At 58.3% G+C, this 14,554-nt stretch carries 16 protein-coding genes; 13 read left to right on the plus strand and 3 right to left on the minus strand.

Going from position 1 to position 14,554, the window contains the following annotated elements; genetic code table 11:
* Nucleotides 1-39: 39 nt before the first annotated feature.
* Entirely contained in the window at nt 40-1,038 is a 999-nt protein-coding gene (gene fbp, locus HP459_RS14285; RefSeq protein ID WP_022646858.1) for a class 1 fructose-bisphosphatase, read from the minus strand.
* Between the two features lie 179 nt (nt 1,039-1,217).
* Between fbp and mpl the strand changes: the two genes are divergently transcribed.
* Nucleotides 1,218-2,591 (plus strand): UDP-N-acetylmuramate:L-alanyl-gamma-D-glutamyl-meso-diaminopimelate ligase, encoded by a 1,374-nt coding sequence (mpl, locus tag HP459_RS14290; protein WP_022646859.1) that lies wholly within the window; start codon nt 1,218-1,220, stop codon nt 2,589-2,591.
* A gap of 86 nt (nt 2,592-2,677) precedes the next feature.
* On the opposite strand, the gene yjgA is transcribed toward mpl, so the two are convergent.
* Nucleotides 2,678-3,229 (minus strand): ribosome biogenesis factor YjgA, encoded by a 552-nt coding sequence (gene yjgA, locus HP459_RS14295; RefSeq protein ID WP_003856072.1) that lies wholly within the window; start codon nt 3,227-3,229, stop codon nt 2,678-2,680.
* A 95-nt stretch (nt 3,230-3,324) separates the two neighbouring features.
* On the opposite strand from yjgA, the gene pmbA reads away from it, so the two are divergent.
* The 12 genes from pmbA (at nt 3,325) to HP459_RS14355 (ending at nt 14,084) form a co-directional block, all read left to right on the plus strand.
* Nucleotides 3,325-4,677: a metalloprotease PmbA gene (pmbA, locus tag HP459_RS14300; RefSeq protein ID WP_171936371.1), complete on the plus strand. Its 1,353-nt coding sequence runs from the start codon at nt 3,325-3,327 to the stop codon at nt 4,675-4,677.
* A 42-nt stretch (nt 4,678-4,719) separates the two neighbouring features.
* Entirely contained in the window at nt 4,720-5,106 is a 387-nt protein-coding gene (cybC, locus tag HP459_RS14305; protein ID WP_022646861.1) for a cytochrome b562, read from the plus strand.
* A 310-nt stretch (nt 5,107-5,416) separates the two neighbouring features.
* The gene (locus tag HP459_RS14310; protein WP_026080657.1) at nt 5,417-5,755 is read left to right on the plus strand and encodes a PRD domain-containing protein; all 339 of its coding nucleotides are present in this window, start codon (nt 5,417-5,419) and stop codon (nt 5,753-5,755) included.
* Between the two features lie 10 nt (nt 5,756-5,765).
* Nucleotides 5,766-6,128: an SFCGS family glycine-rich protein gene (locus HP459_RS14315; protein WP_006810339.1), complete on the plus strand. Its 363-nt coding sequence runs from the start codon at nt 5,766-5,768 to the stop codon at nt 6,126-6,128.
* Between the two features lie 2 nt (nt 6,129-6,130).
* Nucleotides 6,131-6,430 carry a DUF4312 family protein gene (locus tag HP459_RS14320; RefSeq protein ID WP_006810338.1) on the plus strand — a complete coding sequence of 100 codons (300 nt, stop codon included), beginning with the start codon at nt 6,131-6,133 and terminating at the stop codon, nt 6,428-6,430.
* Between the two features lie 22 nt (nt 6,431-6,452).
* Nucleotides 6,453-7,229 (plus strand): DUF4311 domain-containing protein, encoded by a 777-nt coding sequence (locus HP459_RS14325; RefSeq protein WP_006810337.1) that lies wholly within the window; start codon nt 6,453-6,455, stop codon nt 7,227-7,229.
* Nucleotides 7,230-7,242: 13 nt separating this feature from the next.
* Nucleotides 7,243-7,884 (plus strand): DUF4310 family protein, encoded by a 642-nt coding sequence (locus HP459_RS14330; RefSeq protein ID WP_003856081.1) that lies wholly within the window; start codon nt 7,243-7,245, stop codon nt 7,882-7,884.
* A 42-nt stretch (nt 7,885-7,926) separates the two neighbouring features.
* Complete coding sequence (locus HP459_RS14335; protein WP_171936372.1) at nt 7,927-9,060, plus strand: amidohydrolase/deacetylase family metallohydrolase; 1,134 nt, start codon at nt 7,927-7,929, stop codon at nt 9,058-9,060.
* Nucleotides 9,044-10,162: a DgaE family pyridoxal phosphate-dependent ammonia lyase gene (locus HP459_RS14340; protein WP_163347067.1), complete on the plus strand. Its 1,119-nt coding sequence runs from the start codon at nt 9,044-9,046 to the stop codon at nt 10,160-10,162. The genes HP459_RS14335 and HP459_RS14340 overlap by 17 nt, the downstream gene beginning before the upstream one ends.
* Nucleotides 10,159-10,899, plus strand: a complete 741-nt coding sequence (locus HP459_RS14345) for a KDGP aldolase family protein (protein ID WP_045307827.1) — start codon at nt 10,159-10,161, stop codon at nt 10,897-10,899. Before HP459_RS14340 ends, HP459_RS14345 begins: the two co-directional genes overlap by 4 nt.
* 118 nt (nt 10,900-11,017) lie before the next feature.
* The gene (locus HP459_RS14350) at nt 11,018-12,154 is read left to right on the plus strand and encodes a lactonase family protein (protein WP_171936373.1); all 1,137 of its coding nucleotides are present in this window, start codon (nt 11,018-11,020) and stop codon (nt 12,152-12,154) included.
* A 19-nt stretch (nt 12,155-12,173) separates the two neighbouring features.
* Nucleotides 12,174-14,084, plus strand: a complete 1,911-nt coding sequence (locus tag HP459_RS14355; protein ID WP_023305322.1) for a transcription antiterminator — start codon at nt 12,174-12,176, stop codon at nt 14,082-14,084.
* Nucleotides 14,085-14,116: 32 nt separating this feature from the next.
* Here HP459_RS14355 and nrdG read toward each other — a convergent pair.
* Nucleotides 14,117-14,554 (minus strand): anaerobic ribonucleoside-triphosphate reductase-activating protein (nrdG, locus tag HP459_RS14360; RefSeq protein WP_171936374.1); only part of this gene is annotated, 438 nt, incomplete at its 5' end.

Genomic DNA, 14,554 nt, shown 5'->3' on the forward strand with positions numbered 1-14,554 from the left:
TAAAAATAGGGGAGCCTGTCGGGCTCCCCTATTTACGCGTTACGCGTCCGGGAATTCGCGGATCATGCGTTCAACGTCTTCCACCATGTGGTCGTTGCCGACAAAGAACGAACGGCGCTGGTGCAGGCTTTCCGGCACGATATCCAGAATACGCTCTTTACCGTCACTCGCTTTGCCGCCTGCCTGTTCGGCCAGGAATGCCATCGGGTTGCACTCGTACAGCAGACGCAGTTTTCCGTCCGGGTGGCTGGCGGTGCTTGGGTAGAGGTAAATACCACCCTTCAGCAGGTTACGGTGGAAATCCGCCACCAGCGAGCCGATATAGCGCGAGGTGTACGGGCGCTGGGTGGCTTTATCCTCTTCCTGGCAGAATTTGATGTACTTCTTCACGCCATTCGGGAATCGGATGTAGTTGCCTTCGTTGATGGAGTAGGTATTGCCCTTCTCCGGGAAGCGCATGCGCTCCTGGCTCAGACAGAAAACGCCCAGCGACGGATCGTAGGTAAAGGCGTGCACGCCGCAGCCGGTGGTGTACACCAGCATGGTGGATGAGCCATACACCACGTAACCGGCAGCAACCTGCTTGCTGCCCGGCTGCAGGAAGTCTTCTTCCGTCACCGGTGTGCCAACCGGGGTGACGCGACGGTAGATGGAGAAAATGGTACCGACAGAAACGTTAACGTCGATGTTGGAGGAGCCGTCCAGCGGATCCATCAGAACAACGTATTTTGCGTGTTCACACCCTTCGAATACGACGATCTCATCTTCTTCTTCAGAGGCGATACCCGCAACGATGTCGCGCGCGCGCAGTGCTGCTTTCAGTTTTTCATTGGCGAACAGGTCGAGTTTCTGCTGAACCTCACCCTGAACGTTCTCGGCACCGCTGGCACCCAGGATATCGACCAGACCGGCCTTGTTGATATCGCGGTGGATGATCTTAGCGCCCAGCTTTATTGCCGACAGCAAAGCAGTGAGCTCACCCGTAGCATGAGAGAACTCGTGCTGCTTTTCGACAATAAATTCACCTAACGTTTTCATAACACTTTCCCTGCATCTTATGTTGAGTAAAGCGGTTGATGTCCAACAATCTTAACAAACATTCAAATATTAGCGCAGAGGTGAATCGCGCCAGCAAAATACGGATTTACCTGAAATGCGTTTCACAGCCGCTGACATGTGAGTAAAATGTGCGCCACATTGAAGAAGGATAGTGACGTATGCGCATTCATATATTGGGGATTTGTGGCACTTTCATGGGCGGACTGGCAATGCTGGCGCGCTCGCTGGGCCATGAAGTGACAGGTTCGGACGCCAATGTGTATCCGCCGATGAGCACGCTGCTGGAGAAGCAGGGGATTTCTCTGATTCAGGGATATGACGCCAGCCAGCTCGAGCCGCAGCCGGATCTGGTGATCGTTGGTAACGCCATGACCCGTGGGAATCCATGCGTTGAAGCGGTGCTGGAACGTAATATCCCGTACATGTCTGGCCCGCAGTGGCTGCATGACTTTGTCCTGCGCGACCGCTGGGTTGTCGCCGTTGCCGGGACGCACGGCAAAACCACCACCGCCGGTATGGCGACCTGGATCCTCGAAGCCTGCGGCTACAAGCCGGGGTTCGTGATCGGCGGCGTGCCCGGGAATTTCGACGTCTCCGCGCGTCTGGGCGACAGCCCGTTCTTTGTGATTGAAGCGGATGAATACGACTGCGCGTTCTTCGACAAGCGCTCCAAGTTCGTGCATTACTGCCCACGCACGCTGATCCTCAACAACCTTGAGTTCGATCACGCGGATATCTTTGACGACCTGAAAGCGATTCAGAAACAGTTCCACCATCTGGTGCGCATTGTTCCGGGTCAGGGCCGCATTATCCTGCCGGAGAACGACATCAACCTGAAGCAGACTATGGCGATGGGGTGCTGGAGCGAGCAGGAGCTGGTTGGCGAGCAGGGGCACTGGCAGGCGAAAAAGCTCAACGCGGATGCTTCCGAATGGGAAGTGCTGCTCGACGGCGAAAAAGTGGGCGAAGTGAAGTGGGGCCTGGTGGGTGAGCACAATATGCACAACGGCCTGATGGCGATCGCCGCGGCGCGTCACGTGGGCGTACTGCCTGCGGATGCCGCCAATGCGCTGGGTTCGTTCATTAACGCCCGCCGCCGTCTGGAGCTGCGTGGTGAAGCGAATGGCGTGACGGTGTACGACGATTTCGCGCACCACCCAACCGCCATTCTGGCGACGCTTGCCGCATTGCGTGGCAAAGTTGGCGGCACCGCGCGCATTCTGGCCGTGCTGGAACCGCGTTCGAACACCATGAAAATGGGGATATGCAAAGACGATCTCGCGCCGTCCTTAGGGCGTGCCGACGAGGTCTTCCTCCTGCAACCGCAGCATATTCCGTGGCAGGTGGCCGAAGTGGCCGACGCCTGCATTCAGCCAGCGCACTGGAGTGCGGACGTGGATGTCTTAGCGGATATGGTGGTGAAAGCCGCACAGCCTGGCGATCACATTCTGGTGATGAGCAACGGCGGGTTTGGTGGGATCCATCAGAAGCTGCTGGACGGTCTGGCGAAGAAAGCCGCGGCCGCAGAGTAAAAAAAGGCCCGGTGGCGTTAGCGCTTCCCGGGCCTACATTATCTCTTCTCCCTCTCCCCTTTGGAGAGAGGGCTGGGGTGAGGGGTTTACTCTTCGTTCTCAGACAGCTCGCGCAGATACTGGAAAATCAGACGCGCAGACTTCGGCGGCTTATTCCCTTCTTTCTCTTTCTTCGCGTTACGGATCAAAGAACGCAGCTGCTGGCGGTCGGCATTCGGCCACAGGTTCAGCACTTCAGGTACCGCGTCATCACCTTGCTCGATCAGACGGTCGCGGATCTGCTCCAGCTTATGGAACAGCGCAACCTGCTGGTTGTGGCGGTTCTTAAGTTTATCCAGCGCCTGACGGATCGGCTCAACATCGCGCTGACGCAGCAGTTTCCCGATAAGCTGAAGCTGGCGGCGACGCCCTTCTTTCTTGATTTTCTGTGCCAGTTCAATGGCATCACGCAGATCCTGGTCGAGCGGGATCTTATCCAGCGCGTTCTTACCCAGTTCTACCATTTCTGCGCCAAGCTGTTTTAACTCTTCGGCGTCACGTTTAATTTCACTTTTACTGACCCAGATGATCTCATCATCTTCGTCTTCGATGTCATCACCGGGAACGTCGTCGAGCCAGTCTTCGGGCTGCTTAGTCATGTCAGGCTCCTTAAAAAAAGAGGCTAATGTTACCAGTTAAGACGCGCACTGAAAAACGGTTCTCTGTTAGACTTCACTTAACTCTCTCTTACAGTATGGCATTTGCGATGAAAGTAACCTCACAAGTTGAAGCGCAGCGTAAGATCCTGGAAGAAGCCGTCTCCACCGCGCTGATGCTCGCTTCAGGTAAATCAGATGGCGCCGAAGTGGCGGTCAGCAAAACCACCGGTATTAGCGTGAGCACCCGCTATGGCGAAGTGGAGAATGTAGAATTTAACAGCGATGGCGCGCTGGGGATCACGGTGTATCACCAGAATCGCAAAGGCAGCGCGTCGTCTACCGATCTCAGCCCGGATGCCATCGCCCGTACAGTGCAGGCGGCGCTGGATATCGCGCGGTACACCTCCCCGGATCCTTACGCTGGCGTGGCTGATAAAGAGCTGCTGGCGTTTGACGCGCCGGATCTCGATCTGTTCCATCCGGCGGAAGTGACCCCGGATGAAGCCATTGAGCTGGCCTCGCGCGCCGAGCAGGCGTCTTTGCAGGCTGACAAACGCATCACCAATACCGAAGGCGGCAGCTTTAACAGCCACTACGGCATCAAAGTGTTTGGTAACTCCCATGGCATGTTGCAGGGGTACTGCTCAACCCGCCACTCGCTTTCCAGCTGCGTGATCGCCGAAGAGAACGGCGATATGGAGCGTGATTACGCGTATACCATTGGCCGCGCGCTGGGGGATTTGCAGTCTCCGGAGTGGGTGGGAAAAGAGTGCGCCGAACGCACGCTGTCACGCCTCTCGCCGCGTAAACTCTCCACCATGAAAGCCCCGGTCATTTTTGCCAACGAAGTGGCAACCGGTCTGTTTGGTCATCTGGTGGGGGCGATTGCGGGTGGTTCGGTGTACCGTAAATCGACCTTCCTGCTCGACTCGCTGGGCAAGCAGATCCTGCCGGAATGGCTGACCATCGAAGAGCACCCGCACCTGCTGAAAGGGCTGGCCTCCACGCCGTTCGACAGCGAAGGCGTGCGCACGGAGCGCCGGGATATCGTTAAAGACGGCATTCTGACCCAGTGGCTGCTGACCAACTACTCCGCGCGTAAGCTGGGGCTGAAAAGCACCGGGCACGCGGGCGGCATTCATAACTGGCGCATTGCCGGGCAGGGCCTGAATTTTGAACAGATGCTGAAAGAGATGGGCACCGGTCTGGTGGTCACCGAGCTGATGGGGCAGGGCGTGAGCGGTATCACCGGCGACTACTCTCGCGGCGCAGCGGGCTTCTGGGTCGAAAACGGTGAAATTCAGTATCCGGTGAGCGAAATCACCATCGCCAGCAACCTCAAGGACATGTGGCGCAATATTGTTACGGTCGGTAACGATATTGAAACACGCAGCAATATTCAGTGTGGTTCTGTATTACTGCCGGAGATGAAAATCGCCGGGCAATAATCCCCGTAAAAGCGTGATTTATAATAAAAAAGGAAGTGAGCAATGCGTAAACACCTGTTAGCGATCGTCGCGGCTTCAACGCTGGTTCTTGGTTCATCTGCGTTTGCTGCCGATCTTGAAGACAACATGGACATCCTCAGTCAAAACCTGAAGGTGGTGCAGAAAACCGACGATGCGGCGGAGATGAAAGACGCACTGACCAAAATGCGTGAAGCGGCGCTGGATGCGCAAAAAGCGACGCCGCCGAAGCTGGAAAGCAAAGCGGCGGACAGCGCCGAGATGAAAGACTACCGCCACGGTTTTGACGTGCTGGTCGGCCAGATCGACGGCGCGCTGAAGCTGGCGAACGAAGGCAAAGTGAAGGAAGCCCAGGCGGCAGCCGACCAGTTTGCGGCGACCCGCAACGCGTATCACAAAAAGTATCGTTGATAGTCTGGATGAGCGGGGCGCGTTAAGCATCCCCGCTCACACTCTTCTCCCTCCCCATAAGAAAACCTTATCCACGTCACATTTCTACGAGCCTGCTCGTAATCTTTTCCACTCCGCTTACCTGTTTAGTGCCGCGTAATAGCGTGATATTCATCACGTAAATCCAGCGATTAATCCAGATTCACCGCATTTATGTGGCACAGATCACTGCCGCGGCTCGCCTTTCCACTTCGAAGTGGAAAACAACTCGCTACAAACAACGCCCCCTCGACGTTAGTTTTATTCCAGAGCCATTAACGGGGTAAGACGAGTGATTAACGGAGCGGTAATGAACGACGTTGGGGAACAGGCGGTGCAAACAGAACAGCTCGCGAACACCATGCTTCAGCAGGTCTACGCCCTGCTGGCCCGGCACAACATCATCCCCAACGCGGTACAGGAGCAGATGCTGACCTCCCACGTTCGCGCAATGGCGCACCGGTCTGTGACCGGCGAGCCGCTGCCGGAGGTTGAAGCAGAGCTGTTCGACGAAATTTCACCAGATTCAATGCAACTTGCCCGTGAAGTGGTAGCGCAGTTTGGCAATCTTCCTGATGAGGAAGCCTGGCTGCTCTCCGTTCACTTCGAAGTCGCGAAAGACAACCTTTAAGGAGCAACACATGGAACAGATTACAGTCGTGATTGGCGATCGCCTGGGTAAAGGTCAGAAAGTGGCTGCGGGTGTGGAAAAAGCCGGCGGACGCGCGGTTGTCGTACCGGGCATGGCAGCGGATATGAAGCTCGGTGACGTGATGAAAGCAGAAAACGCCACCTTCGGGATCTCGTTCTGCGGCAGCGGCGGCGCGGGTGCCATCACCGCCCAGACCAAATACGGCTACAAGGCCAAATACGGCATGCGCTCCGTGGATGAGGGGGTGACCGCTATCAACGAAGGCTGCAACGTGCTGGGCTTTGGCTTTATGGATAAAGAAGAGCTGGGCGAGCGTCTGGTACAGGCGTGGCAGAAGAAATACGGCGCGTAAGCATGAAAGAACAGTTCACGACCACGGTGAGAGTGAAGGGGAAGGGCGATGCCAAAGCGCGCGCCTTTGCCGACGCCCTCAACCACGTACAGGCCGCGGTGATGAAAGCCTCACCGCATATCTTACTGCGTATTGAGCCACAGGATGTGCAGGTTGTTCAGGCGCAAGAAGCGGTGCGAAAAGAAGCGTTTTTGTTCTTCTTTCTGCGTCGGGAAAGACGCACCTACAGCGTGGAGCTGGATGTGACCGTCAACGTGACCGCCATCAATCTCGACCAGGTGGATTTCGTCACGCAACGCTGATTATTCATAAAAGGGCAGACTGATGTTCTTAATTATATTAATAAAATCGCTCATCATTGGCGGCCTGGTTGGCGTCGGTGTTGGAGCCGGGGCTGCACGCATGTTTCATGCGCCTACCACTCAGGGTATGGGCGCGTTTCGTACATTGGGGGAACTGAACTCCTGTGAAGGGGATCCGGCGTCCCACTTCTCCTTTGGGTTAGGTTTCTTCTTTAACGCCTGGGCCTCTTCCGTGGCCGCAGGTGCCTTCACACAGGACGTTGACCACCGCATCATCCCGAACTGGGGTGCTGCTGCACTGATGATCAAAAACCGTAACGTCGGTGAAACGCTGCATGACCCGCGCAAAATGGCGATTGCCTGCGGCATTATCGGCATGATTGTCGTGACCTTCCTTAACCTGACCGCCTCCTCCGTTCCGGCTGCGCTTCAGGTCACCGCCGTGAAGGTGCTGGTGCCTGCCGCGAACCTGCTGGTCAACACCGTGATGCCGGTGATCTTCTGGCTGGCAGCCATCGACGCGGGTAAAAAATCGGGCTTCTGGGCCACCATCTTTGGCGGCGCAGCGCAGCTGATCATGGGTAACGCCGTGCCGGGTCTGGTGCTGGGGATCCTGATCGGTAAAGGCGTGGAAGAGAGCGGCTGGAACCACGTCACCAAAGTGATGATGGCGGCGATCGTCCTGCTGTTTGTGCTGAGCGGCTTCTTCCGCGGCTTCGACATGAAGATGATCGAATCCTTCCATCTGACCGTGCCGAACTGGCTCGACATGATCCACAACTCGCTCAGCGGTAAATAACAGGAGCCTCTAAATGGAACAGAATAAAGGTTTTTGGTATGCCGACTGGTCGTTCCCGATCTTCGTTGGCCTGCTCTCCTCCGGCGTCTTCGCCGGGACGCACATGTACTACCTCTACGGTATCGGCGCGTTTAACGAAGTGGCCTTCGTGGCAATGCTGAAAGCGGGAATCGATACCGGCGTTTACGGCGCGGTGGCGGCGTTCGGCGCAAGCTTCCTTTTCGCCCGTATCATCGAAGGGTCGCTGGTCGGGATTCTCGACATCGGCGGGGCGATCCAGACCGGCGTGGGCCTCGGCGTACCGGCGCTGCTGCTGGGCGCGGGGATCATGTTCCCGGTGACCAACTTTATTGCCTCGCTGATTACCGGCCTGGTGATTGGTCTGGCGATTGGCTACGTCATCATCCTGGCGCGTAAGTTCACCATCAACCAGAGTAACTCCACCTACGGTGCAGACGTGATGATGGGCGCGGGTAACGCCTCCGGCCGCTTCCTCGGGCCGTTGATTATCCTCAGCGCCATGACCGCCTCCATTCCAATCGGCGTCGGTTCCCTGGTGGGCGCGCTGCTGTTCTACATCTGGCAGAAGCCGATTACCGGTGGCGCCATCCTCGGCGCAATGATTTTGGGCTGGCTGTTCCCGGTCGCCCTTTAATACCTGCGGGCGCTTCGGTGCCCGCCTTATCAGGAGAACCCCATGTTTGATCTACTCCTGCGCCGTGCGCGCCTCGCCGACGATACCCTGACCGATATCGCCATTCAGGACGGGAAGATCGCCGCGACAGGCCAAATTGACGCTCCCGCTCGTAAAACGCTTGAGCTTAACGGTGTCGTGTTCGTCAGCGCGGGCTGGATTGACTCCCACGTCCACTGCTACCCGAACTCCCCAATTTACCACGACGAGCCGGACAGCGTGGGCATTGCCACCGGCGTCACCACCGTGGTGGACGCGGGCAGTACCGGGGCCGACGACGTGGACGATTTTTACGCCATCACCCGCAAAGCGTCCACCGAGGTGTTTGCCCTGCTGAACATCTCCCGCGTGGGGCTGATTGCCCAGAACGAGCTGGCCAATATGGCCAATATTGATGCTGATGCGGTGAAGCAGGCGGTGACGCGCTACCCGGATTTTATCGTCGGCCTGAAGGCGCGCATGAGCAGCAGCGTGGTCGGTGAAAACGGTATTACCCCGCTGGAGCGCGCGAAAGCCATTCAGAAAGAGAACGGCAACCTGCCGCTGATGGTGCACATCGGCAACAACCCGCCGAACCTCGATGAGATTGCCGAGCTGTTAAGCTCCGGCGACATCATCACCCACTGCTACAACGGCAAGCCTAACCGCATCCTGACGCCCTCCGGCGAGCTGCGCGCCTCCATTACGTCTGCGCTGAAGCGCGGCGTGCGTCTGGACGTCGGCCACGGCACGGCGAGCTTCAGCTTTGAGGTGGCGAAACGCGCCATCGCGATGGGCATTCTGCCGCACACCATCAGCTCGGATATCTACTGCCGCAACCGCATCAACGGCCCGGTCGGCTCGCTGGCAAGCGTGATGTCGAAATTCCTCGCCATCGGCATGTCATTGCCGCAGGTGATTGACTGCGTCACCGCCAACGCCGCAGACGGCCTGCGCCTGACGCGCAAAGGCCGCATTCAGCCTGGTCTCGACGCTGATCTGACGCTGTTCACCCTCAAACGCCAGCCGACGGTGCTGACGGATGCTGAAAACGACAGCCTGCAGGCTGAACACATTCTGGTGCCGCTTGCCGCGATCCGCGCGGGCAAGGGCTACATGACCGAACAAGGGAGCACGGAACATGCCTTCGATTTATGAGAAGTACAACTTAAAGCAGGTTATCAACACCTCTGGCCGCATGACGGCGCTGGGTGTCTCCACGCCGCGCCCGGAAGTGGTGCAGGCGGCGATGGACGGCATGAATCACTATTTCGAGATAAAGGATCTGGTCAATAAAACCGGCGAATACATCGCGAAGTTGCTGGAGGTGGAAGGCGCAACGGTGGTCTCCTGCGCGTCGGCGGGCATTGCCCAGTCCGTGGCGGCGGTACTGGTGAAAGACAGCGACTGGCTGCTGGAAAACCTGCACGTCACACCGATTGAGAACAACGAGATCGTCCTGCCGAAAGGCCACAACGTTAACTTTGGCGCGCCGGTAGGCACCATGGTAGCGCTGGGCGGCGGCAGGCTGGTGGAAGCGGGCTACGCCAACGAATGCTCTGCCGAACAGCTGGCGGCAGCGATCACCCCGCGTACAGCGGCTATCCTCTACATTAAATCGCACCACTGCGTACAGAAAAGCATGCTCAGCGTCGAGCAGGCGGCGGTGGTGGCGCGTAAACACGACCTGCCGCTGATCGTTGATGCCGCAGCGGAAGAAGATCTGCATACCTATTACCGCTCCGGCGCGGACCTGGTGATCTACAGCGGCGCGAAGGCGATTGAAGGCCCAACCAGCGGCCTGGTGATCGGCAAAACCCAGTACGTTGAGTGGGTGAAGCGCCAGACGGCGGGCATTGGCCGCGCGATGAAGGTGGGCAAAGAGGGGATCCTCGGCCTGACCTGCGCCATCGAACACTACCTGACGGCCACCAGGGAGAGCGGGGCCGAGATGGTGGCGAAGATGACGCCGTTTATTGACGCGCTCAACACCCTGAACGGCGTCACCGCCCGCGTGGTCTGGGACAGCGCGGGTCGCGATATCGCGCGCACCGAGATTAAGTTTGACGAAGCGACCACCGGCGTCGGCACCGGTGACCTGGTGAACGCGCTCAAGCAGGGCGAATACGCCATTTACTTCCGTGGCTATAAAGCTAACGAAGGGATTATCGAAGCGGATGTACGCAGCGTGAATGCTGATCAGCTGAACATCGTGTACCGCCGTATTAGCGAAGTATTAGGACAGGAGAAAAACGCATGAAACTGACCCCCAACTTTTACCGTGACCGCGTCTGCCTGAACGTGCTGGCAGGATCGAAATCCAACGCCAGCGCCATTTACGAGGCGGCGGAAGGTCATGTGCTGGTGGGCGTGCTCTCCAAAAATTACCCCGACGTGGCGAGCGCCGTCGCGGATATGCGCGAGTACGCGGCACTGATTGATAACGCGCTCTCCGTGGGGCTGGGCGCAGGCGATCCGAACCAGTCGGCGATGGTGAGTGAAATCTCCCGCCAGGTACAGCCGCAGCACGTCAATCAGGTCTTTACCGGCGTGGCCGCCAGCCGCGCGCTGCTGGGGCAGAATGAGTCCGTGGTCAACGGCCTGGTCTCCCCGACCGGCACCGTCGGCATGGTTAAAATTTCCACCGGCCCGCTGAGCAGCAACGCGCCGGACGGCATTGTGCCGGTTGAAACCGCTATCGCCCTGCTGAAAGATTTCGGCGGAAGCTCAATCAAGTACTTCCCGATGGGCGGCCTCAAGTGCCGTGACGAGTATAAAGCGGTGGCGGAAGCCTGCGCCCGTCACGACTTCTGGCTGGAGCCGACCGGGGGAATCGATCTGGAGAACTTTGAGGAGATCCTGCAGATCGCCCTGGACGCGGGCGTGAGCAAAATCATCCCGCATATCTACAGCTCGATTATCGACAAAGCCAGCGGCGACACGCGTCCGGAAGATGTGCGTACGCTGCTGGAGATGACGAAGAAGCTGGTGAAGTAGAACCTGCCCTTCACCCAGCCCTCTCCCCAAAGGGGAGAGGGTGTAATCGTCCCCTCTCCCCTTTGGGGAGAGGGTTAGGGTGAGGGGAAACACACCGCACACACCCGAAGGAGCCACCATGCACACCCGTACCCTGCTTGTCGCTTCACTCTCAATGCTCGCCACCGCCGCTGTCGCCCAGACGCAATACGCCTGGGTGGGTACCTATAATCCCAACGGCGAAGGGCTGTACCGTTTTACCGTCGACCCGCAAACCGGCGCGCTCGATAACAAAACGCTGGTGAGCCAACTCCCGAACGCTGCGCAGCTTACCGTCTCGCACGACGGCAAAACGCTCTACCTGGCAAGCGAGGTGGAGCAGGGCGTGGTGCAGGCGTTGCGAATAGGCGATAACGGCGCGCTGAGCGAGCTGAGTCAGGTGGCCTCCGGCGGCGCGGGGCCGGTGTATCTTTCCCTGACGCCGAACGGCAAACATTTGCTGGTGGCGAACTACGTCAGCGGATCGATCGCGGTGCTGCCCGTTAACGCAGACGGCAGCCTGGGCGAGGCTACGGACACCCATCAGGACAAAGGCGAACCGGGCGCGGCAAAGCCGGAAGCTGCCGTCGAGGGCAGTTTCGCCATCAGCGATCATAACGGCCCTCACGCGCACATGATCGCCGCCGATCCGAGCGGGAAATACGTTTTTTCCACCGATCTGGGGCTGGATCGCATCTATCAGTACCGTTTTGACGATCGAACCGGAAAGCTGACCCCGAACGATCCGCCGTTTATCCGCGCCTCCTCAAAAGGGGCCGGGCCGCGCCATTTCGTCTTTACGCCGAAGGGGGATGCCCTGTGGCTGATTAACGAAGAAGCCTCTACGCTCACCCATTATGCGCTGGACAGCAACGGCAGGCTGAAAGAGGGTAAAACGATTTCAGCCTTGCCGGACGGTTATAAAGGCACCAGTTTTGCCGCCGGGCTGGCGCTAAGCGCCGACGGGAAACAGCTGTATGTCGCTAACCGTTTGCATAACAGCATCGGGCACTTTACCGTAACGGCGGAGGGCACGCTGACACATCAGGACGATGTCTGGACGCGGGGCGACTATCCGCGCACCCTGACGCTTGATAAGCAGGGGCGATGGCTGTACGTCATGAACCAGCGCAGCGACAACATTACCCGTTTCCGCGTGGCGCCGGACGGCAAGCTGAGCGCCGAGCCAGACTATACCCCGGTCGGCAGCCCATCCCAGATGGTCATTTCACCCTGAGCAGTAAGAGGACAACGACGTGCGATTTCCGAACCAACGTTTAGCGCAACTTTTCGATCTGTTGCAAAACGAGACGCTGCCGCAGGACGAGCTGGCGCAGCGGCTGTCGGTCTCCACGCGAACCGTCCGGGCGGATATCACCGCCCTGAACGCGCTGCTGGCCAGCCACGGCGCGCAGTTCATTTTGAGCCGGGGCAACGGCTATCAGCTCAAAATCAATGATGTGGTGCGCTATCAACAATTGCAGTCGTCCCACCCGCGCGCGCTGCGCATTCCGCGAACCGGACCGGAGCGTGTGCACTATCTGGTGGTGCGTTTTCTGACGTCAGCCTTTTCCCTCAAGCTGGAGGATCTGGCCGATGAGTGGTTCGTCAGCCGGGCCACATTGCAGAGCGACATGGTGGAAGTGCGCGAGTGGTTTCACCGTTACAACCTGACGCTGGAAACCCGCCCGCGCCACGGCATGAAGCTGTTTGGCAGCGAGATGGCGATCCGCGCCTGCCTGACCGACCTCCTGTGGGAGCTGGCGCAGCAGGATAGCCTGAACCCGCTGGTGACCGACGTGGCGCTCAACGCGGGCGTGGCGGAAAAGATGGTCCCTGTCCTGCACGACGCGCTGACGCGCCATCACATTCGCCTGACCGATGAAGGCGAGCTGTTCCTGCGCCTGTACTGCGCGGTGTCGGTGCGGCGCATCAGCGAGGGGTATCCGCTGCCGGAATTCCACGCTGAAGACGTGGAAGAGAACGTACGCGAGGCGGCGAAAGATATTGCGGTGGCTATCCAGGAGCTGGCGGGCAAGGCGCTTTCACCATCGGAAGAGAGCTGGCTGTGCGTGCACATTGCGGCGCGGCAGATCCAGGAGATCGCCCCCAGCGCCATTAATGCTGACGACGACGAAGCCCTGGTCAACTATATCCTGCGCTACATCAACACCCACTATAACTACAACCTGTTGAGCGACGAGCAACTGCATGCAGATCTGCTCACGCACATCAAAACCATGATTACCCGCGTGCGGTATCAAATCATGATCCCCAATCCGCTGCTGGATAACATCAAGCAGCACTACCCGATGGCGTGGGATATGACCCTCGCGGCGGTGTCGAGCTGGGGCAAATACACGCCGTATGTGATCAGCGAAAACGAAATTGGTTTTCTGGTGCTGCATATCGGTGTCGGTCTGGAGCGCCACTACAACATCGGCTACCAGCGTCAGCCGCGCGTGCTGCTGGTATGTGACGCCGGTAACGCGATGGTGCGCATGATCGAGGCGGTGCTTCAGCGCAAATACCCGCAGATTGAGGTGACGCGCACGCTCACCCTGCGCGAGTACGAACTTGCCGATGCCATCGGCGAAGACTTCGTGATCTCCACCGCTCGCGTGAGCGAAAAATCCAAACCGGTGGTGATAATCGCCCCGTTCCCGACCGATTATCAGTTAGAGCAGATCGGCAAGCTGGTGCTGGTGGACCGTACCCGCCCGTGGATGCTGGAGAAATACTTCGACGCGGCCCATTTCCGCATTCTCGACAAGCCTGTCGACCAGCAAACGCTGTTCCGCGAACTGTGTGGGCAGCTTGAAAGCGAAGGCTTTGTCGGTGCGGAATTTCTGGAATCGGTTATCGAGCGTGAAGCTATCGTCAGCACTATGCTCGGCGACGGCATCGCGCTGCCGCACTCCCTCGGCCTGCTGGCGCAAAAAACGGTGGTCTACACCGTGCTGGCGCCGCAGGGCATTCAGTGGGGAGATGAAACCGCCCATGTCATTTTTCTGCTCGCCATCAGCAAAAGCGAGTACGAAGAGGCAATGGCGATTTACGATATTTTTGTCACTTTCCTGCGTGAACGCGCGATGGCGCGCCTGTGCCAGTGCGAGGATTTTGCGGCGTTTAAGGCTGAGGCAATGGAGAGTGTGAGTCGGTTTTGACGTTCAGGCGGAAAGAGGATATCCGCCTTCATTCAACGCAGATGATGCACAACCTGGTTGCTGCTGCCGCGCCAGATAAGCATAGGATCTTTTAGATCCTGCACGAACTTGCCGTCGACCAGGACGTTAATCAGATCCACCACTTCCTTCTGCTGCGCATTCAGTTCATCCAGCTTGTAACCCGTCCAGACCCAGATGTCTTTTCCCGCGCACTCGCGGCGGATGCGTTTTACCAGCTTCAGGATCGCCGGCACGTTTTGCGGATGGAGCGGGTCGCCGCCGGAGAGCGAGATCCCCTGACGTTTAATGCGCGTGTCGTTCAGGTCGTTGATGATGCGGTCTTCCATCTCAGCGGTAAACGGCATACCCGAGTTCAGGCGCCAGGTGCTTTTGTTATAGCAGCCGGGGCACTCGTGAACGCAGCCTGATACAAAGAGGGTGCAGCGGGTGCCGGGGCCGTTGACGATGTC

The organism is Enterobacter sp. CM29 (assembly GCF_013179605.1).
GTDB lineage: Bacteria > Pseudomonadota > Gammaproteobacteria > Enterobacterales > Enterobacteriaceae > Enterobacter > Enterobacter intestinihominis.